Raw genomic sequence first — 18778 nt, forward strand, 5'->3', positions numbered from 1 at the left:
GCTTATAACCTCCTCAATCACGAAGTGAACGTCCTGTTAACTGTAAAAAAAGAGCTTCTAAATTTGGTTCTTGTACTTCAAGCTTTAAAATTTGTGCCTGATTTTCTACAACTACCGAAACAACAGTACCAACAGCTTCCCCGTTCTTCAGTCCAATATCAAGAGTATTTGTTTTCTCATCAACGACAACTCGTTCTACAGTGGGAATTGTCTTTACACTCTTCAATAGCTCCTGGGTAAAGCAATTTAATTGCACCTTCACCATAAAACCATCTGCTAGACGGTTGCATAATTCCCTTTTCGTTCCTAATGCAATTACTTTTCCATGATCTACAATCGCAATCCGTTCACATAAATACTCCACTTCTTCCATGTAATGACTTGTATAAATGACGGTCATACCTTTTTCATTTAATCCCTTTACCGTTTCTAAAATATGATTTCGCGATTGCGGGTCAATCCCAACTGTCGGCTCATCCATAATTAATAGCTCTGGTTCATGCATTAATGCTGCACCAATATTAATGCGGCGTTTCATGCCCCCTGAAAATGTTTCAATTTTATCTTTTGCACGATCTTGTAACCCTACATATACTAATACTTCATCGGCTCTTTTCCTTGCAACAGCCCCGCTTAACCCATACATTTTCCCCCAAAAGATTAAATTTTCTTTCGCTGAAAGTGTAGGATATAAAGCAATATCTTGAGGAACGATTCCGATTTTCCTTTTTGCATCTAATGGATATTCTTTTACAGATCTCCCTCCAACTTTAATATCACCACCATCATATGGAATCAGCCCACAAATCATTGATATCGTCGTCGACTTTCCTGCACCATTTGGACCAAGCAAGCCAAATGTTTCTCCCTTCTTCACTTCAAAAAATACATTCTTTACAACTTCTTTCTTCCCAAACGATTTTGTAATATGATCTACGACTAACATGTCGATTCAGCCCCTTTGCATTCGTCTTCACTCTCATTTTAAAAAAATATCCTCTTTCTTCCATCACCCTTAAGATAGAAATATAAAATAAAAAAAGCAGCATCATTTGCTACTTTTTCGTTCTTCTCTATGCTAAAAGTCATGTGTATGTTGTAATACCGTATCTCACCGCGTATATAGCTGCTTGTGTCCGATCTCTTAGCTCAAGCTTACTAATTACATTAGACACATGATTTTTTACAGTTCCCTCTGTAATAAACAACTTTTCTGCAATTTCTTTATTGTTTAATCCAAATCCAAGCTCCCTTAATACATCTATTTCACGCTCTGTTAATTGTTCCATTTGCTTTGGCTGATTCTGCTCTGATATATCCATTACTTTTGTTCTTTTTAATTCCTTCACAATTTGAGCAGTTATATCTTGTGGAAGAACAGCTCCGCCTCCATGGACTGTTAATATTGCCTGAACAATTACATCTGTCTCCATATCCTTTAATAAATAACCACTTGCTCCTTGTTCCAAAGCTTCAAAAATAAGTTCACTATCATTAAATGTCGTCAGCATAAGAACTTTCATATTGGGAAACCTTTCCCTTATAAGACGAGTTCCTTCAACTCCATTGGTACGAGGCATACGAATATCCATTAAAATAATTTCAGGTTGTAATTGTTCTGCTCTTTGAACTACTTCATCCCCATCATTCGCAGTTCCTACCACTTCAAGTTCTGGGCGTAGATTTAATAACATTGCTAAACCATCCCGAATCAGTGACTGATCATCAACGATCATAATACGAATCATATCGTTCCTCCTATTACCCACAATTTCTCCTTAAGTGGGAATTCAACCTTTAATCGAAATCCCTTTTCACTTTCACTCTCAAATCGAATCATTCCACCATGTTCCTCTACGCGCTCTTTCATATTCATTAATCCAAAACCAGGACTCACTTCATTTACACCGATGCCATTATCAGAGATCGATAATATCACTTTTTCATCTAGACAAGATAACTTTACTTCACATAAACTAGCTTTCCCATGGCGTTTCGCGTTCGTTAATGACTCTTGCATAGTACGTAACAATGTAGGTTGCAATGACAACGGAATGATAATTGGGTCACCTTGTAAATGAAAAGTTACTTGTACTTTTGTTACTTTTGAAAAGTCTTGGATCATTTCTTTCATACTTTCTATTATATTTCCTACATTTTTTTCTTCCTTCAATGCACGGACTGAAGCTCTTACCTCTTGAAGGGACTTTCTAGCTAATTCATGACATGTATGTAACACTTCTTCCGTAATATCTGACTTTTGCTTCCATAAAGCCTCCGCTAGCTGTAACTGAACAAGCAATGCCGTCATATTATGACCGACTGTATCATGAATTTCTCGGGCAATATCGTTCCTCTCTCGAACTGTAGTTAATTCCTCTACTTCTTTTGCATAAAGCTGCAACTGTTCATGCGCTTCTTTTAGAGCTGTATGTGATAATGCCAATTTTTCATATTGATCATCAACAGTTTGGCGAGCTACTGTAAGTTTTTTAATTAAGTTTCCCGCTAAAGCACTGAAGACAATGAACATAAAATTAATAGCATTTTCCCAACCCCTTATCTCTCCAACATCCCAATATGTATATAGTAAAATAGCAAACCAACATACAAAGAAAAACTCACAAAAAAATATACAACTATTTTCCGCTGTACATTTATAAATAATCCTACTGCATCAATTCCAAATATAATTAAATATAAAGATGTTTCTGGAAATAAAAACCCTAACAGAGCTGTAATTACTCCATTTGAAAGTAATATATATATATCACGCCGCTTTCCTTGATGTGGTTGCATAAGTAAAATATGATTTACAATGTAAACAAATAATGAAAAACCAACAAAGATTTTCAAATCTACTGTTTCACGTGAAACATAAATCATATATACAATGCAAATAATAACAATCGTAATGATACGCGCATACCCTAACATACAATTCTCCTCACATTTTGAAATATTATTTTCAATCACACTAACTTTTTTATAAAGTGAAACTTTAATCAGCCCTCACCAATTGGGCTGTTACGGGCAGTTTATAGTTTATCTCCCACCTACCTTCTTTAGAAAAGCGGAAGCAGCTCGCTCAGAATCGTAGGACGCCCGCGCCCCTGGCAGAGAGGCGCTTTTTGCCTCGTCCGAGGGGGCGGAACGACCGGAGATTCTAGCTGCTAGAGTTGGACAATGCTTTCGCCGAATTTTGAGGTGGGAGTATTACTGCTCGTTAATGCGGGGTAAACTGTTCTCATAATATAACAACAAGAAAATTATACCATTTACACCTCAATTTAATAAAACAAGTCACCCCCACATATGTTGAGAGGATGACTCGTTTTTTCATCTATTCCATCATACTATCTAATCGATTATATAATTCCGCCCGTAATCGTTCTTTTTCTGTCTTCTCTTTGTATAACTGTTCCAATACTTCAACCTCACTTGTTTCTTCCATTATACACTCCAGTCCATATATCTCTTCTTCTATATGCACAAGCTTATTTTCAAGTTCGGCTATACCACTAAATTCTTTCTCTTTTACTCTTACATTCATTCCTTTAATTTTTGGAGTCCTTTGTTGTTTCACTTCTTCTTTCTCTATTCTTTCTGCCCATTTCTGACGTGCCCAAGCATAATTCCCCGCAAATTCAAATAATCTATGTTCATCAATCCAATACGTTTTCTCAAATAACTTATTTAAAAAATAACGGTCATGTGAAACAGCAAGGATTGTTCCATTATATTGTTCGATTGCTTCTTCTAGCACTTCCCTTGATTCGATATCAAGGTGATTTGTAGGTTCGTCTAACACAAGGAAATTTATATCTTGATACATAAGTTGTGCCAAACGCAATCTCATCCGTTCACCACCACTAAGCTGATTGACCTTTTTAAAAACGGCTGGACCATAAAATAAAAAGCGAGCTAATATATGGCGAGCTTCTCCTTCACTTACAGCTACATATTCTCTAAATTCTTCTAACACATTACATTTCACATTCCCATATGCATGCTGCGATAAATAACCAACTTTCACACCACTACCAATTCGAATCTCGCCAGTATCCGGTTTCATTTCCTCTAACAATAGCTTTAATAATGTTGTTTTTCCTGTACCGTTACGTCCAACAATAGCAGCGCGCTCTTGAAAACGAACATGTAAATTTACTTTTTGGAATAAAGTACGATTAGCAAAACCTTTGCTAACTTCCTTCATTACAACAACATCTTTCCCACTTCTCTCTTGTCCTTCAAATTGGAGCCCCATCTGTTTTCTTTCTAAAATCGGCTTTTTTAACTTTTCCATTCTTTCTAATGCACGTTCCATATTTCTTGCTCTCTTATGCAACCCTTCATTCGGAGGATTCGCTTGATTCGCCCATTCTCTTAAACGCTTAATTGCTTCCTTCATTTTCTTTATTTTCTTTTGCTGTTCTTGATAAGATTGAAACTCTTGCAGCAGTCTTTCTTCCTTCTCTTTCACAAACTGCGAGTAATTCGTATGATAGACATGAAGTTCTCCGTCTTCTAAATCAAAAATTTTCGTAACAACTTCATCAAGAAAATAACGATCATGCGAAATGACAACAACTGTTCCTATATACTCTTTTAAAAATTGTTCAAGCCACTCCACTGCAAATAAATCTAAATGATTCGTTGGTTCATCTAACAGCAATAAATCTGGTTTCTGCAATAACATATAGGCCAAACTCACCTTTGTTTGTTCTCCACCACTTAACTGCGTAAAAATTCGTGGAAATAGCTCCTTCACTTGTAAACCATTTGCTACCTTCATGATATTCGCTTCTATTTCATAGCCGCCCAAGAACGCGAATTGTTCCTGTACCGCTCCATATTTCTCCATCAATTTTTGTAAATCAGCTGGTTCTTGTTCCTTCGTCATACGTTTCTCTAAACGACGCATTTCTATTTCTAATTCTTTCTCTTTTACAAAAGCAGCGCTTAATACATCATATACAGTCATTTCATCAGCGAACTTCGGAATTTGTGCTACGTGACCAATACGGGTTCCTTTCTTCATATGAATAGCACCCGCATCTACGTTCTCAGTTCCTGTTAACAATTGAAAAATCGTCGTCTTTCCGCTACCATTTCGGCCAACTAATCCAATTCGTTCACCAGTCTTAATTTCAAGTGATATATTTTCAAATATGATGTTTCCACCAAAAGATTTCGTTATATTGTTTACACTACAAATTGTCATTTTCCGTACTCCTTTCAACGTAAAAAAAACCATGAGGAAAGAAACTTTCCCCATGGTTTTTGGCATAGAAAAAGGAAGCAAAATAGCCTCCCTTTTCACACGTTTATAAAATGGGTGAAGAGATTTCTATCGTTCAATAGCTACTATGCAATTGCTAAAAAAGGGCATACGTATCCCGTTAGCAACCACATCATGAAAAATCGCACGACAAAAATAAATAAAATCTAAAAATTTTGCGCGCGCAGCTAAAGAACGTTTCATCTCATTCACTCCTTTCGTACGAAATTTAATACTTACTTCTATATTATACTGCCCCATTCCATGTTTGAATAGTCATTTTTCTGAAAATAATGAAGATAGACTAAACATTTCAACAAATGACATCCAATCTTACAAAACTGTTATGTTCACGTAATGGAAAGCGATAGTACGAAACGGTGCCTCCCTTTACAATAAAGATGTAAACAAGAGATAAACAAAAGGAGGAACCAATCATGATGAAAGAAATCGTAAAAGCAATCTTCGAAACGTTAGTGAACGGACAAGCAGTGGTAAAAGAACTAAACCAACTATAAAAGGAGGAATAAAAATGATGAACATGGTAAAAATGCTTCTCCACGCTTTAATTGATGCAAAAGCAGTTAGCCAAGAATTAAATGAAAAGTAAAAAGGGGTAAAGGAATATGAAGAAAGCTATTATTACAATCGCAAGCACAATTGTCACTCTGTACACACTAAAAAATAGAAAAAAGAAACAGAATGAAAATAATCTATATTATCCATACACATTATTACAGAAAAAATAAAAGACAAGATACCCTCATGCAACTAGGATATCTTGTCTTTTGTTTTTTTGTTGTTCCTTCTCCTCTTCTCACGATACAGGATTTCTCTTCTCCTTTCACGAATATAGTAAACGGGAATTTTACATACATTTTCAAAGGGGCATATACGAATGGATACACAACAACTTTATTTTTTAAATGATATTAGCAAACAAAAACCAGAAAGCATTCACAACAAAAATACCGCTTGTCCTTTTTGCGATAGAGATAGTCTTACTGATATTTTAGAAACAGAAGGTTCTATTATTTGGTTAAAAAATAAATTTCCAACACTGAAAGATACATTCCAAACCGTTCTTATTGAAACAGATAATTGTGATGATCATATTGCAACCTATACACAAGAGCATATGCAGAAATTAATTCATTTCTCAATTAAACATTGGCTCGCATTAGAGAATAGTAATGAATTTACTTCTGTTATTTTATATAAAAATCACGGTCCATTTTCAGGCGGGAGCTTGCATCATGCACATATGCAAATTATCGGAATGAAATATGTAGACTACTTGGAAAATATCGCACCTGAAAACTTTCAAGGTGTAATTGTTGAAAGAGATGAACAGATTGAACTCAATATTTCTACACGACCAATTATCGGATTTACGGAATTTAACATCGTCATTAAAAACATCAAAGCCATCGACATAATGGCACATTATATTCAGCAAACTGTGCGTTATGTACTCACAGACTTTCACAAAGGGTGCAGCAGCTATAATTTATTCTTCTATCACCTTGATGAAAAAATTATTTGTAAGGTGGTTCCACGCTTTGTCGTTTCACCATTATATGTCGGATATAAAATCCCTCAAGTTTCTACAAAGCTAGAAGATGTAAAGCAACAACTCGAACAATACTTTATAAATAAAGGTGAGGAAAATAGAACTTTTTCTAATAAAAAAATAGAGTAGGTGCGAGGCCCCTACTCTTTCATTATCCCTTTATTTCGATAGTACACGTCCTCTAGCCCAACGTTATACTTCATATTTTTATCTGTCCACTCAGGTCCTAAATTACCTGGCCATCCAGATGTATTTGCTATATATTTTAGTAATTGGAAATCAGTCAAACCTTTTTCCATACCTCTTTTATACCCTTTCATTAAATGAGGCATGGCAATTTGAGCATTTGTCCGTGGATCTTTCAATTGATCGTCCGTTAAGTGATCAGGAGCAAGCCCCCCACCTCGATGTAACTGAAACAATCCAAAAGAAGTACCATTGTCCCCAATACTTCGTGGATTCAAACGACTTTCATGCTCGGCAATTGTAAGAGGTATCCATTCTGGAAGATTTACTTTTTTTGCTTCTTCAATAATAATTTGTTTCATTTGTTTAGCTTCCTCTGAATCAACATAACTTACTTGATTCTTCGATCTTTCCATTCCTTCAGACTCTCCTTGGAAATACAAATACATCCCAAGAACAACTAAAAATCCTACAAAGAATTTTTTCACTACTTCTACCTCTTTCTCTGCTGAAATTTTTCCCCTTTCAGCCTTTCCTTACAATCACCTGCATTCTATTACTCTTCAATCATACCAGACAATTATCTACCTTCACATCATTCTTGAGACTGATTTTCTAAGAAATAAACCGTGAAACATAATAAGGAATGTAACATTCTTTCATGTGTAATTTCTTCCAATCTCTATTTCAAATGGATTCCCTCTGCCCCTTTATATATAATTAATTGAATTCTATTTACAGAATAGGAGACTGACCATATGAAAAGAAAGTTATTAATCTTTCTCACTATTTTACTACTCGTTCCTATCCATACTTCTGCTCAAATAACAAAAGTACCAAAAGTACTAGTTTTATATAGCACAGAAAACGGACAAGTTACAAATAATATTCAAATTTTAAATACGCTACTCGGACACTTTACAGGTGATGTGACACTGAAAAATGCAAATCAATCAATGGAACACATCGCACAATCCTCTTATACACATGTCATTTACATAGGAGAGAAAAGGGAACACTTGCCCGATGGAGCAAAACAATTTTTAGAAAGCTTTTCTGGTCCCTTATTATTTCTTGGACAGAATATAGAACAGTTCTCAAGCCGCTTTTCTTTTATTACACTTAAGGAAGAGCAAGTACAAATCCGGAACTTGCAATACCCTACACGTCATTTCAAAAACAGCTTGCATGAAGAGCGTTTGATTCAACAATTTGATACAACGGGAGAACCTCCAATTGCATATGCAATTGGTTCAAACGGTACATATCCCTTTATCGTCAAACAAAATCAATCATACTACGTAGCAACATCCCAACTTTTTGATTGGACATCTCATTATGTTGGCGAAATGCTTTTTTCTTACTTTGGCCAACAGCCAGAAACTAGTAAACATCGTGCTTATTTACGCTTAGAAGATGTACACCCAGCAGCTGATCCGAAACAATTACAAACAATCGCTGAATTATTGAAGGAAAAGAATATACCTTATATGATTGCTGTCATCCCAGTATATAAAGATCCAAACACAGGGAAAACAATACATTTCCAAGATAAACCTGAGTTATTAGATGTGTTACGTTTTATGCAGAATAATGGTGGTTCTATTATTATGCATGGTTATACACACCAATTTTATGATAGTGAAACCGGAGAAGGATTTGAATTTTGGGATATAAAAACGGATCAACCTATCCGTTATCCGAATCATGAAATGCCAAAAACAATACGGGATTTCAAGTCAAAGGAAGCTTATGACAAATACATGAAAAATGCTAAAAATTTCGAAGAAGCTTATATAACAGAACGAATCGAAAAAGGAATTGAAGAGCTCACATTAGCTAAATTATACCCGCTCGCTTTTGAAGCACCGCACTATGCGATATCACAAAAGGGATATGAAATCTTATCGCGTTACTTTTCAACTTATGTAGGCCAATTACAGTTAGAGGATACAACATGGAAAGCTATGCACGCTCCAGCCTTTCCCAGTAAGCCATCCTTTTTACATGGAATGAATCTACTTCCTGAAACTGTCGGATTCATAGAACCTAATCAGCCCCATGCAGCTTCTAAGATGAAGGAACATGCCTTATCGGTCACAAAACTATCAGATGGTATCATTGGTGCCTTTTATCATCCATACTTAGGTGTCAAACCTTTCAAGGAACTATTAAATGAGCTAGAAACGATTCCAAATATAGAATGGATCGATTTACAAAGAGAATCAAATGAAGTGAAGATGAAAGATATCCATATTACCTCTAATAAAGATGGTATCCATATTGATAAACCTTTTTCCTTAAGTGACACGATTGAACCTCTGAAAAAGTATGGTTTTTTCCTCATACTTGGCATCATCATGATTGTATTTCTTTTATTAGTACGACGGGCAAAGCGACTCGAATCATAAAGTGAAACTTTAATCAGTAGGGGGTTCTTCATCCTCCGTTGATTATTAGCCCTCACCAATCGGACTTTTACGGGATAAAAAATACCAAGCACAAATTTGTGCTTGGTATTTTTTTATTCTAAATCAAAACGAGGAATGTTATCTACTACCCATTGCTTATTTTCATAGATAAACTCTATTTCTACTTCTTTTTTCGCATCTTCATAATCATTATATGTTTCTGCCGTTGTCAAGATTTTTCCTTCTTTTAGCTTAGCAGAAATAATTTTTGTATATTTCGTACCCGCTCCCGATCCTAGATCTCCAACCACATAATGCATTTTTCCACCTATTTCTTTCACATATTCACTTTTCATATACTTCGTAATAAAATCTGTTGAGAAATAAGTAGCTAATGATGTCTCTAATGCTGCCTTCGTATTATATGCAGGAGGTGTTAATTCTCCATATGAAAAACGGTCTATTGGTTTCGTATTCTCTGGTGATGCTGAAACTGAAATTTTAATAATTTCTTGCTGAGCGTTAACTACCTTTTGTAGTAGTACATTATTAGATGGCTTTTTCTCTTGCTTTTCATTTGATTTTTTTGTATCAAGATTTAGAATTAGACCATTATCTGTATACAAATACATATCACCGTCTATAAAGTATAAATAAGATTTAGATGGTTCAACAACTCCATCATAAATTTGCTTTTCATTGCCACCAGTAATTTTCCGCTTATAGACACCGTCTTTTTTTAAGTAATAGAAGAAATCTCCTTTTATATTCATCTTTAAAGCATCTTTTATTTCTAATGTCTCTTTATTTTGTTGAATATCTAACTCATATATACCATTATCTCTTTTTTGATTATCTAAACTTAGCGAAAAATCTACAATTGCATACAATTTGTCTTTATTGTATGTACCACTGGATATTTCTGCAAAACTTTCCTTTGACCAAGTTTTGTCACCTTTACTTACTTGTGTGCCACGAAATTTATTCCAGTACACAATACTATCATCGATTGTTTCAGCCCAACCAGATGTTTTAATCGGTGACTCTTCTGCTTGTCCTGTTTTCAAATCCTTTTTTACAATTCCTACAATATCAAATCCACCATGTTCAGAATACTTTTTCTGATAGAACAACGATTGATCCTTTACGTAAACATAATTTGTATTTGTTTTCAGTGTATCTAGTTTTTTTGTAGAAATATCATACTTCATTAAAGAAGGCATTACATTTGTATTTGTATTTTTGTCCTGATCCCAATGGATAAAATATAAAATCTTATCTTTTATATTTATATAAGAAGCATTTACCCCTTTTACAATATGCTCTGATGTTTGAAACTTATCTTTCGTACGATAAATGCCCCCCGTGTTTTTATTACCATTTACCGCATAATACACCCAGCCATCACTATCTGCCATTTTTCCCTCATTAGAGATATTGCCAACTACATTTCCCCTTTTCTCATTTTCTTTCATTTGTTCTTTTACTACTGAATCAATTTGTTCTTCTTTTGTTTCTTGCCCCATACTTGTAGTCGAAGTTTTCTTCTCTGTTCCACATCCTAATACAGAAATTGACATGGCTGCCGTCATAATAGTAGCCGCTATTTTTTTATATACTCTCCCCACTCTTTTTCCCCTTTCCTTTTATTAAAACATCGATGTATATAATAAATTATAGAAAACCAAGAAATTTATATCCATATATTTCAAACAAAAAGGTAGAGGCTTTTCTTTACCTCTACCTTTTCCCATAAAATTGAACTGTATTTTGATATATTTGCTCTGCAACCTTAGCTATAGAAATATTTTTTATCAAGCTAATTTCTTTTAACACATCTTCAATCATATACGGATGTGTCATAATACCTGATTGAAATTCCCAAGGTCCATCAGTTTCTACCATCATATATTCTAGTGGATAGAACGATACGATTTTTCTAATTTTCTCCTTCTGTAAAACATCCGGTGTAATTGAAATGTAGTATCCGTTTTGAATCATGCGCTCCATCGTTTCTTTACTTCCCTTAAACCAATGAAAATGTGCACGTGCAATCTTATACTGCTCAAGTAGATCACATACAATGTCAGCATCTTCATAAACTGCATGTAGCACAATTGGTAAGTCGTACCTTTTTGCTAAATCCACAAATTTCTCTAATATTTCCATATAAGGCTCTATTACAATACCTTTCTTTTCTTGATGTAAATAATACGGTAAGCCCACCTCACCTATCGCAACAAGCCGTTCTACATTTGCTTCAATTAACTTATAAATTTCTTCGCATTCTTTTTTGTTAATTTCCTGCTCTGGATGAAATCCAAGTGCCGGATATACAAATGTATGTTGCCCCGCTAAAGACAGTGTTTGTTGACAAGAACGATAGTTCATGGACACCGAAATCAATCCAGCAATCTCAGTACTTCTTTTCACATCATCAATGAGTTTCATTTGCTCTTTATGCTTATATTGATCCAAATGGATATGACTATCAATCCACTTCATTTCTGTCACCTCTCTTATCTATATAAATCCAATTTGATTTTTCAACATATAAATTACGGCTATGAAAAATAAAAAGAGACTTCCACTCATTTCCTCCTTCTGTTTTCACATGGCATGGGACTAAAAAAGGAACTGACCACTTCTATCCACTGGCGGATCCTCTCTACCATCTAAAAAGAATGGTTTTATGTCGTTTTTCCAATCCTTATTTATATATTTTAATGCACTGCTCCAAATTAAGGACAATAAAAAAACAAGAAGGAATCACCTTCTTGTTTCATCATCTATATTATTTAACAATTAAATTTGTAATGATATCAAAAAGTCCAATACATATGGCAGCAACAGTAAAGTAGCTACAGAAATCTTTTACTTGAAACTTAACTACTTCTTCTTTTCGCATCCCATTCTTCTCCCTTCGCAGTATCTCCCTAATTTCTTATCTTTTTTTATTATGCAAAAAATATGACAAACAAGCCATCGAATTAACTTACGTAAATCTTACAATGTTGTAAGGTTTAAAAAAATAGCCTCATCTCATAAAGAGAAGAGACCTATTCAATCATTAGTTGGTTTTCAAACATTCATCATCATTTCAGACAGAAAGTTGTATGTTCAAACTTTCTACTTGTATTGTAATAGAATTCGTAAATGCAAACTATCGAATTACCTTACATGTACCTTACAATATTGTCATGAACAATATCACTTTTAACAAATTAACTATAATCGTAAATTTCTATTTTTAAATTTATATATAATAAAAAACACTGTAACATACTCAATGTGACAGTGCTTTACAATAACTTTACCTCATCAACAAAAGCTTACTTCTTGCCTGCACAGGAATACTTTGAGCATCTATCTCTACGAACGATTCACCATAACGTCCTTTTGCGAAAATCTTCAAAGGTTCATCTCTCTTTAACATATGTTTTACAGTTTTCTTTATCTTTTGTTTTCTTCCTTTTTCATCGTAAGCGACAAATTCATATTCATACCAATCATTACCAACATGCTGACCAATACCATTTACAATCGTATAATATTCTTTCGTTTTATAAAATGGATTATATTTATCAATTACTGGTCCAAGCTTTGTTGGTAATAGTAGTATAATTACTACTACCGCCGCAATTACAGTAGCTATTACTCTCTTTTTTATTCTTCCCCGCCTCAAGGTAGCTTCCTCCTCCACACAATTATGTGTAGTTTTCTATAAACTTATTTTAAAGAGAATCCTTTCATTCTGCTATTGATTCCTATTACATTTCCCTTACATTTTTGTAAGAATCCAAGTGGAATTTTATATGATTTTTAACAATTTGTGAACCCTCCAAAACTGTGATAAACATCACACTCTCTATTTTCTAAAGGTTTTATAATACAAATATAAAAATTTGTTAAACATTTCACATTTAAGAGGGGAAATGAATATGAAAAAACGTTTAGTCATGGTCGGGAATGGTATGGCTGGTATACGCTGCATCGAAGAAATTTTAAAGCAAGATCCAGAGCTTTATAATATTACTATTTTTGGTGATGAACCTCATCCAAACTACAACCGCATTATGTTATCTCACGTCTTACAAGGAAAAACAAACATCCAAGATATCATTATGAACGAATACAGTTGGTACGAAGAAAATGACATTACGCTGTATACAAATGAAAAAGTAATAAATATTGATCGGGAAGAACAAGTCATTGTTACAGAAAAGAACCGTATTGTTATGTACGACAAGCTTATTATCGCAACAGGTTCTAGCGCATTTATCTTACCTGTTGAAGGTTCACAGCTTCCAGGTGTAACAGGCTTTCGTACAATTGAAGATACACAATTTATGATAGATACTGCTAAGCAATATAAAAAAGCTGTTGTCATCGGCGGAGGATTGCTTGGTTTAGAGGCCGCACGAGGGCTTATTGATTTAGGAATGGACGTACATGTTGTCCACTTAATGCCTTATTTAATGGAGCAACAACTCGACGCCAAAGCTGCTTCATTACTACGTGAAGATTTAGAAGCACAAGGCATGAAGTTTCTTATGGAAAAGAAAACAGTGAAAATTCTTGGTACTGACCATGTTGAAGGTATTCAATTTGAAGATGGCAGTGTTGCAGAATGCGACTTAATTGTAATGGCTGTTGGGATACGTCCAAATACACAGGTAGCTAAAGATGCTGGTTTACTTGTGAACCGCGGCATCGTTACAAATGACTATATGCAAACAGATGATGAATCCATCTATGCAGTTGGCGAATGTGCCGAGCATGACGGTATTGCCTATGGTCTTGTCGCTCCTTTATACGAACAAGGTGCCATACTGGCAAAACATATAACGAACTCACAAACAGATGGGTATACAGGTAGTATTGTCGGCACACAACTTAAAGTTGCAGGATGCGATTTATTCTCTGCCGGACAAATTTATGAAGATGATAAAACAAAAGCAATCTCAATTTTTAATGAGTGTACACGTTCCTATAAAAAAGTATTCATTCGTGATAATAAAGTCGTTGGTATTGTTTTATATGGAGACACTGCTGAAGGTACACGTCTCTTTAGCATGTTAAAAAAGGAAGAAGATATACAAGAATACAAACCAGTCTCTCTACTTCATAAAGATGGTGAAGAAAACGGCATTGATGTTGCAAGTATGAGTGCTGATGATACCATTTGCGGGTGTAACGGTGTGACAAAAGGTGCAATTGTCCATGCCATCTTAGAACAAGATTTAACAACTTTTGAAGAAGTAAAAGGATGCACAAAAGCTGCTGGATCATGTGGGAAATGTCGTCCACTTGTTGAACAAATTTTATCTCATACACTCGGGGATAGCTTCGATGCATCTGCGCAATCTGTTGGTATGTGCGTATGTACAACTTTATCGCGCGACGAAGTTATAACAGCAATTCACGAGAAAGGTTTAAAATCGCCAAAAGAAGTACGAAATGTCCTTGGTTTCGCACATGAAGACGGCTGTTCAAAATGCCGCCCTGCATTAAACTACTATTTACGTATGACGCGCCCAGAAGAATATGCAGATGATAAATCATCTCGCTTCGTAAACGAAAGAATGAACGGTAATATTCAGCATGATGGTACATTTTCTGTTATTCCTCGCATGTACGGCGGCGTTACTACTGCAGATGACTTAATGAAAATTGCCGAAGTTGCGAAAAAATACGATGTACCGCTCGTAAAAATAACAGGTGCAAGTCGAATCGGCTTATATGGCGTTAAAAAAGAAGATTTACCAAAAGTTTGGGCTGACCTTGATATGACTTCAGGTTATGCTTATTCGAAATCCCTTCGCAATGTAAAATCATGCGTCGGCTCTCGCTTCTGCCGCTTTGGTACAAAAGATTCATTAGGCCTTGGTATGTTACTGGAACAATCGCTAGAAATGGTAGATACACCTCACAAAATGAAAATGGGTGTAACGGGTTGCCCACGTAACTGTGCGGAAGCATTAACGAAAGACTTCGGCGTCGTTTGTGTTGAAAATGGATTCCAACTTTATATTGGTGGTAACGGTGGTACAGAAGTTCGTGAAGCTGATTTTGTCATGATTGTCCCTACGGAAGAAGATGTACTGCGCATTGCCACAGCTTATGTACAACATTACCGTGAAACTGGTATTTATGGTGAACGAACAGCTCCTTGGGTGGAACGAATGGGCTTGGATTGCATAAAAGAAATACTGCAAGATAAGCAAATGGTCACTATGCTAAATGAACGTTTCCAAAAAGCACGTAACACATATGAAGAAGCTTGGGGACAAGCGCTAGAAACTCAGTCACTAAAAGCCATGTATGAAGTAGAAACTGTAAAGTAAGGAGAGATCTACATGTTACAAACGAAAGAAAAAATAAAAATAATGCGTGCCGAAGATCTTCCCGTGCAAATCGGTAAGGAAGTGCGAATAAGGGATTTGTCCATCGCCTTATTTCACCTTTCAAATGGTGACATTCATGCTGTAGAAAATCGTTGTCCTCATAAAAATGGGCCTTTGGCTGAAGGAATTGTTTCTGGAGAATTTGTCTTCTGTCCGTTACATGATTGGAAAATTTCCTTAATAACAGGTGAAGTTCAAAAACCTGATGATGGTTGTATTCAAACATATGAAGTAGAAGTTATTGATGGGGATATTTATATATATATGTAACTTGTACAGGAAATCCCTTTTGGGGTTTCCTTTCAAGTAAAAATAGATGAGGTGTAGAGATGAACGGATACGTATATTTAGTTGGTGCAGGGCCTGGTGATGAAGAACTTATTACAAAAAAAGCAATAAATTGCCTAAAAAAAGCAGATGTTGTTTTATATGACCGCTTATTGAATCAAAATTTACTTCGCTATACAAAGCCAACATGCGAACTCGTTTACTGCGGGAAAATGCCAACAAATCATATTATGCGACAAGAAATGATTAACGCGCATTTAATTCAGTCTGCCAAAGAAGGTAAAATTGTCGTCCGCTTAAAAGGCGGAGATCCATCGATTTTTGGCCGCGTTGGTGAAGAAGCTGCAGCTTTAGCAACGGAAAATATTCTATATGAAATTGTTCCAGGGATTACATCTAGTATTGCCGCTAGTGCGTATGCCGGCATCCCTCTTACCCATCGCAACTATAGTAATAGTGTAACGTTGCTAACTGGTCATACAAAGGGAGCAATTAGCGACCAAGTCAACTACAGTGCCCTCTTAAACAGCGATACAATCGCCTTTTACATGGGTGTTAAAAACTTACCGATCATTTGCGAGAACTTATTGCAAACAGGAAGAAAAAAAGATACACCCGTAGCAGTCATTGAATGGGGTACAACGGGAAAACAACGAGTTGTTACAGGTACATTGTCTACAATCGTTGATTCCGTAAAGAAAGAACATATTTTAAACCCTTCGATGACAATCGTTGGTGAGGTTGTATCTTTACGTAAACAAATTGCTTGGCAAGAACACAAATCACTACACGGAAAAAAAGTTTTATTTGCCTCTGCAACAAACAAAATAAGTATACTAGCGCAAAAGTTACAAACAAATGGAGCAGAAATATATCAAATACCAACTTTCAAAAAGCAGGAATATCAGTTAACATTCGGGCAACTCTGTGAAATATTTAAAGCCGAGCGCCTTGTTTTCTGTTCACCTGAAAGTGTAGCAATCTTATTACAATCATGTGCGCAATATCAAAAAGATATTCGCTCCTTACAAGCAACACTACAACATATGAATAGCACTACTCAAAAAGCACTTATGCAGTATGGATTACTAAGCGAATCAGCAAGATTCTCTACCGAAACAACTATTTACTTAGGACGAAATATTAATCGCATTGCCATCATTCAAGAAAAAATAGGTGCGGGTTCTCATATTATGACGCATGAATATCAAATTGATCATCGTTTTGATGAAATTCATACACGTACACTAACTGAATTCAAATGGGATAGTATTGTATTCGAAGGACGCGCTGCAATTGATACGTTTATAACAGAAGTAAATCGCCTCGGGTTCATGGATGTTCTTCATTTACCATTCTCATATGCCGACGAACCAACTCTGCAATATGCAAATAAAGTCGGCTTCCATAATACCGATACTCAGCTGCAAGCTATCATCGATGAGAAAGAAGTGGTGGCAGAGTGAAAGGTATCGTTTATATGGGACATGGTAGCCGATTACACGAAGGCAACGAACAGTTCATTCACTTTGTTAAGTCCGTTATAAAAGAACGAAGCGAAAGCATCCAAAAAATTGGATTTCTTGAACTAACCACACCGACTGTACAAGATGCAATTGTAGCAGCCATCCAAGACGGTGCGACTGAGGTTTTACTTGTCCCTGTTTTATTATTTGCAGCAGCCCATTATAAACGTGATGTCCCTTTTGAAATTGAAAAAATAAAAAAGCTCTATCCACACATTACATTTTCAGTTGTACCACCCTTTAGTACGCATCCGCTTATGATTGAACTTGTCGTAAAACGAATACGTGAAGCTATGCCAATGCAAAATAGTGAAATCTTACTTGTCGGTCGTGGTAGCAGCGATTCTCAACCTATACATGAATTAAAACAAATTGGAGCAGCTGTCGAGCAAAGGCTTTCCTTGCCAGTTTCCTGCTCCTTCTTAACAAAAGGAACACCTTCTTTTCCTGATGAACTCAATGAAAAAGCAGCACACGCAAGGCATGTATATGTCATGCCTTACCTGCTCTTCACCGGGTTATTACTTCAAAAAATAAATCGGTATGCAGAAAAATACGCAAACGCTACAACTTGTAACTGTCTTCAATTTGATTCCTATATGAAGTCCGCTTTATTAGAGCGAATGGAGGAACATGTACATGCATAACATCTATCCTATTATGTGTAATCTTGAGGGCAAAACGGTTGTAATTATAGGTGGTGGAAAAATTGCATACCGAAAGGCAGCTGGATTAAAAAATACAGGAGCTTTTGTCACTGTGGTGAGCCCAAATATTTGTGAAGAAATGGAGTCTCTTTCCTACATTATGTGGAAACAAAAAACATTTTCAGAAGAAGATATTAAAGGTGCACACCTCATCTATGCGGCAACAAATCATCACGATACAAATATGATGGTCAAACAAGCTGCACACGATTTCCAATGGGTGAATGTTGTAAGTGATGGAAAAAAATCATCCTTTCATACCCCCGCAGTTATTCGCAGTGATGAATATGTTATAAGCATATCCACTTCGGGTAAAAGCCCATCCTTTGCAAAACGAATAAAAGAAAAACTAATGCAGATTCTTCCTCAAATTATAAAATAAAAAAGATGAACGAAATC

Annotated in this window: 16 protein-coding genes and 1 pseudogene; 8 read left to right on the forward strand and 9 right to left on the reverse strand. The window is 35.6% G+C overall.

All coding sequences use genetic code 11. From position 1 onward, the window contains the following. Positions 1 to 13: 13 nt before the first annotated feature. The 5 genes and pseudogenes from AC1M36_RS23305 to AC1M36_RS23325 form a co-directional block, all read right to left on the reverse strand. Entirely contained in the window at positions 14 to 946 is a 933-nt protein-coding gene (locus AC1M36_RS23305; RefSeq protein ID WP_336453748.1) for an ABC transporter ATP-binding protein, read from the reverse strand. A 139-nt stretch (positions 947 to 1085) separates the two neighbouring features. Beyond that, positions 1086 to 1748 (reverse strand): response regulator, encoded by a 663-nt coding sequence (locus tag AC1M36_RS23310; protein ID WP_479846233.1) that lies wholly within the window; start codon positions 1746 to 1748, stop codon positions 1086 to 1088. After that, positions 1745 to 2937, reverse strand: a pseudogene (locus tag AC1M36_RS23315) (sensor histidine kinase). Before AC1M36_RS23315 ends, AC1M36_RS23310 begins: the two are co-directional and overlap by 4 nt. A gap of 406 nt (positions 2938 to 3343) precedes the next feature. Continuing rightward, a complete protein-coding gene (gene abc-f, locus AC1M36_RS23320; RefSeq protein ID WP_336453794.1) occupies positions 3344 to 5278 on the reverse strand; it encodes a ribosomal protection-like ABC-F family protein in 1935 nt (644 codons plus the stop codon). Positions 5279 to 5350: 72 nt separating this feature from the next. Further along, positions 5351 to 5485, reverse strand: coding sequence for an RAxF-45 family protein (locus AC1M36_RS23325; protein WP_309232263.1), 135 nt, complete (start codon positions 5483 to 5485; stop codon positions 5351 to 5353). Between the two features lie 422 nt (positions 5486 to 5907). Here AC1M36_RS23325 and AC1M36_RS23330 point away from each other — a divergent pair, with 422 nt between their 5' ends. Together AC1M36_RS23330 and AC1M36_RS23335 are read left to right on the forward strand one after the other, a co-directional pair. Beyond that, positions 5908 to 6030 carry a spore coat protein B gene (locus AC1M36_RS23330; RefSeq protein ID WP_336453751.1) on the forward strand — a complete coding sequence of 41 codons (123 nt, stop codon included), beginning with the start codon at positions 5908 to 5910 and terminating at the stop codon, positions 6028 to 6030. A gap of 149 nt (positions 6031 to 6179) precedes the next feature. Beyond that, a complete protein-coding gene (locus AC1M36_RS23335; RefSeq protein ID WP_336453752.1) occupies positions 6180 to 6983 on the forward strand; it encodes a DUF4931 domain-containing protein in 804 nt (267 codons plus the stop codon). 11 nt (positions 6984 to 6994) lie between these two features. Here the strand turns inward: AC1M36_RS23335 and AC1M36_RS23340 are convergent, their stop codons facing one another. Beyond that, entirely contained in the window at positions 6995 to 7528 is a 534-nt protein-coding gene (locus tag AC1M36_RS23340) for a transglycosylase SLT domain-containing protein (RefSeq protein WP_336453753.1), read from the reverse strand. A 270-nt stretch (positions 7529 to 7798) separates the two neighbouring features. Here AC1M36_RS23340 and AC1M36_RS23345 point away from each other — a divergent pair, with 270 nt between their 5' ends. Beyond that, positions 7799 to 9451 carry a polysaccharide deacetylase family protein gene (locus tag AC1M36_RS23345; RefSeq protein ID WP_336453754.1) on the forward strand — a complete coding sequence of 551 codons (1653 nt, stop codon included), beginning with the start codon at positions 7799 to 7801 and terminating at the stop codon, positions 9449 to 9451. Between the two features lie 113 nt (positions 9452 to 9564). On the opposite strand, the gene AC1M36_RS23350 is transcribed toward AC1M36_RS23345, so the two are convergent. The 3 genes from AC1M36_RS23350 to AC1M36_RS23360 form a co-directional block, all read right to left on the reverse strand. Then, positions 9565 to 11079, reverse strand: a complete 1515-nt coding sequence (locus AC1M36_RS23350) for a DL-endopeptidase inhibitor IseA family protein (RefSeq protein ID WP_336453755.1) — start codon at positions 11077 to 11079, stop codon at positions 9565 to 9567. Positions 11080 to 11191: 112 nt separating this feature from the next. Continuing rightward, positions 11192 to 11956, reverse strand: coding sequence for a TatD family hydrolase (locus AC1M36_RS23355; protein WP_336453756.1), 765 nt, complete (start codon positions 11954 to 11956; stop codon positions 11192 to 11194). 808 nt (positions 11957 to 12764) lie between these two features. After that, the gene (locus AC1M36_RS23360; protein ID WP_336453795.1) at positions 12765 to 13121 is read right to left on the reverse strand and encodes a YxeA family protein; all 357 of its coding nucleotides are present in this window, start codon (positions 13119 to 13121) and stop codon (positions 12765 to 12767) included. A 271-nt stretch (positions 13122 to 13392) separates the two neighbouring features. Here AC1M36_RS23360 and nirB point away from each other — a divergent pair, with 271 nt between their 5' ends. The 5 genes from nirB to AC1M36_RS23385 are packed head-to-tail and all read left to right on the forward strand — an operon-like array spanning position 13393 to position 18761. Then, positions 13393 to 15798: a nitrite reductase large subunit NirB gene (gene nirB, locus AC1M36_RS23365; protein ID WP_336453757.1), complete on the forward strand. Its 2406-nt coding sequence runs from the start codon at positions 13393 to 13395 to the stop codon at positions 15796 to 15798. 12 nt (positions 15799 to 15810) lie between these two features. Continuing rightward, positions 15811 to 16128 (forward strand): nitrite reductase small subunit NirD, encoded by a 318-nt coding sequence (gene nirD, locus AC1M36_RS23370; RefSeq protein WP_336453758.1) that lies wholly within the window; start codon positions 15811 to 15813, stop codon positions 16126 to 16128. A 59-nt stretch (positions 16129 to 16187) separates the two neighbouring features. Beyond that, on the forward strand, positions 16188 to 17612 hold the full coding sequence (locus tag AC1M36_RS23375; protein ID WP_336453759.1) for a uroporphyrin-III C-methyltransferase: 1425 nt from the start codon (positions 16188 to 16190) through the stop codon (positions 17610 to 17612). Beyond that, positions 17609 to 18319, forward strand: coding sequence for a sirohydrochlorin chelatase (locus AC1M36_RS23380; protein WP_479846234.1), 711 nt, complete (start codon positions 17609 to 17611; stop codon positions 18317 to 18319). The genes AC1M36_RS23375 and AC1M36_RS23380 overlap by 4 nt, the downstream gene beginning before the upstream one ends. Further along, the gene (locus AC1M36_RS23385) at positions 18312 to 18761 is read left to right on the forward strand and encodes a precorrin-2 dehydrogenase (protein WP_336453761.1); all 450 of its coding nucleotides are present in this window, start codon (positions 18312 to 18314) and stop codon (positions 18759 to 18761) included. Before AC1M36_RS23380 ends, AC1M36_RS23385 begins: the two co-directional genes overlap by 8 nt. Positions 18762 to 18778 lie beyond the last annotated feature (17 nt).

Source organism: Bacillus sp. Medicinal_06, from assembly GCF_056711665.1.

What these genes read in the sequence shown, in the direction of transcription:
- AC1M36_RS23310 (WP_479846233.1), bottom strand. Translation starts at nt 1,748, where the DNA reads ATGATTCGTATTATGATCGTTGATGATCAGTCACTGATTCGGGATGGT.
- AC1M36_RS23330 (WP_336453751.1), top strand. Translation starts at nt 5,908, where the DNA reads ATGAAGAAAGCTATTATTACAATCGCAAGCACAATTGTCACTCTGTAC.
- AC1M36_RS23325 (WP_309232263.1), bottom strand. Translation starts at nt 5,485, where the DNA reads ATGAAACGTTCTTTAGCTGCGCGCGCAAAATTTTTAGATTTTATTTAT.
- AC1M36_RS23345 (WP_336453754.1), top strand. Translation starts at nt 7,799, where the DNA reads ATGAAAAGAAAGTTATTAATCTTTCTCACTATTTTACTACTCGTTCCT.
- AC1M36_RS23335 (WP_336453752.1), top strand. Translation starts at nt 6,180, where the DNA reads ATGGATACACAACAACTTTATTTTTTAAATGATATTAGCAAACAAAAA.
- AC1M36_RS23355 (WP_336453756.1), bottom strand. Translation starts at nt 11,956, where the DNA reads ATGAAGTGGATTGATAGTCATATCCATTTGGATCAATATAAGCATAAA.
- abc-f (WP_336453794.1), bottom strand. Translation starts at nt 5,278, where the DNA reads ATGGGGAAAGTTTCTTTCCTCATGGTTTTTTTTACGTTGAAAGGAGTA.
- nirD (WP_336453758.1), top strand. Translation starts at nt 15,811, where the DNA reads ATGTTACAAACGAAAGAAAAAATAAAAATAATGCGTGCCGAAGATCTT.
- nirB (WP_336453757.1), top strand. Translation starts at nt 13,393, where the DNA reads ATGAAAAAACGTTTAGTCATGGTCGGGAATGGTATGGCTGGTATACGC.
- AC1M36_RS23375 (WP_336453759.1), top strand. Translation starts at nt 16,188, where the DNA reads ATGAACGGATACGTATATTTAGTTGGTGCAGGGCCTGGTGATGAAGAA.
- AC1M36_RS23385 (WP_336453761.1), top strand. Translation starts at nt 18,312, where the DNA reads ATGCATAACATCTATCCTATTATGTGTAATCTTGAGGGCAAAACGGTT.
- AC1M36_RS23305 (WP_336453748.1), bottom strand. Translation starts at nt 946, where the DNA reads ATGTTAGTCGTAGATCATATTACAAAATCGTTTGGGAAGAAAGAAGTT.